Consider the following 1,681-nt stretch of genomic DNA (forward strand, 5'->3'; position numbering starts at 1 on the left):
GACCGGAGCGCCACCGGCGGGCAGCGCGAACGGAGGCCACGTCATGCTCGACGAGTCGTCGAGCACCACGTTCGCCAGGTCCGTGTCGCCCACGTTCGTGACGACGATCTTCCACGTCGCGGTCTGGCCGGCGTAGCCGGTCTCCGAGTCGTGGAAGATGCCGTCGCCGTCGAGGTCGACGGTCTTGACGATGTCGATCCGCGGGGCGATGACATCGGCTGCCGCGCTGTCGCGCGCGGACACCTCACGCTCGAGCGGATCGATGCCGGTCGCCTCGGCCGTGTTGACGCGGTCCGCGGTGAGCGGGCCCGCGTAGTCGAACTGCTGCGACGCGCCGGCGGCCAGCGTCATCGGCCCGTAGGAGGCGCCGTGATCGTCGGTCACCATCACGTTCGACAGCTCGACATCGCCCGAGTTCGTGACCACGATGCGCCACGCGGCGATGTCGCCGGAGTAGCCCATCTCGTTCTCGCCGTAGATGCCGTCGCCGTCGAACTCGACGGTCTTGGCGATCCGGATGGCGGGATGGATCACGTCCACGAGCCAGGAGTCCTCGTCGTAGGCAGGGTCGCCGAACTCGTCGGTGCCCATCGCCTCGACCGTGTTCGGGATCGGGTCGATGCCCGCCGGCACCGTGTAGTCCGGCCAGAACTCGACCGACTGACCCACGGCCAGCTGCGGGATGGTGCCGAGCGGATCGCCGAACAGCGGGTCGTTGACGAGCACGTTGTACAGCGTCGCGTTGCCGGTGTTGGTCACCACGATGTGGTAGGTGATGACGTCCCCGACGTGGGCGAGCGCGACACCCGTCTTCTCGACGTCGATTGCGGCCCTGGCGGGCACGTTGCCGAAGTCGAGCGGGCCGGCCGCCGTGCCGTTCGCGACCGAGAAGTTCCCCTGAGGCCCGACCGTCATGAAGTAGCCCGGCTTCTGGGTCTCGGCCACGTAGTACGTGCCTGGGAGCACGTCCCTGAACGTGTACAGGCCGTTGGCGGCCGTCAGGGTCTGGGCGTAGAGCACGGGCGCCGCAGAGCCGACGCGGTAGAGCGTGATGCCCCACTTGCCGAGTCCGGGCTCGCCGGTGTCCCACACACCGTCACCGTCGGAGTCCTTGAACTTGTGCCCCGAGACCGACGAGTCGTAGGTGAACCGGTTCGTGAAGTCCTCGTACAGCGTCTCGGCACCGCTCGTGCCGAGGAGCAGCTCCTCGCCGGCGTAGGACGCGTACCACGCGGTGGTGATGACCGCGCCGTACGGGACGTCCACGCTGGCGGTGTAGGGGCCGCTGCCCGTCAGATCGAGGTGCTGAGGGACCCCACCGTTGACCGTGTACATGACGTAGAACGAGGCTCCTGCCGGCGCGTTGTCGATGCTCAGGCTGAAGCGCTTCGTCACGTCCTCGTGGTAGTTACCGACCTCGATCGGCTTCTCCTCACCCGGGGCGAGTGAGAAGGACATCGGCAGCGGCGTGCTGTTCGTCCAGCCGGCCTGTGCCACCTCGTCGAGCGTGTAGCTCCCGGAGGGCAGGACCGTGAACGCGAACGTGCCGTCCGCGGCCGAGGTCACCTGCCGGGTGAACGACCATGCGCCGAAGTGACCGGTGAGGTCGAACACCCAGCCTCCGAGACCCGGCTCGCCGGCGTCACGCACGCCGTCGTGGTCGAGGTCGTTGTACTTGAGC

Annotated in this window: 1 protein-coding gene; it reads right to left on the reverse strand. The window is 68.0% G+C overall.

Annotated elements, in window-relative coordinates:
* Positions 1 to 1,681: DUF11 domain-containing protein (locus tag FDZ70_10190; GenBank protein ID TLM67311.1), on the reverse strand; the 1,681-nt coding region annotated here is incomplete at both ends.

The sequence above is a fragment of the Actinomycetota bacterium genome, assembly GCA_005774595.1.
GTDB lineage: Bacteria > Actinomycetota > Coriobacteriia > Anaerosomatales > D1FN1-002 > D1FN1-002.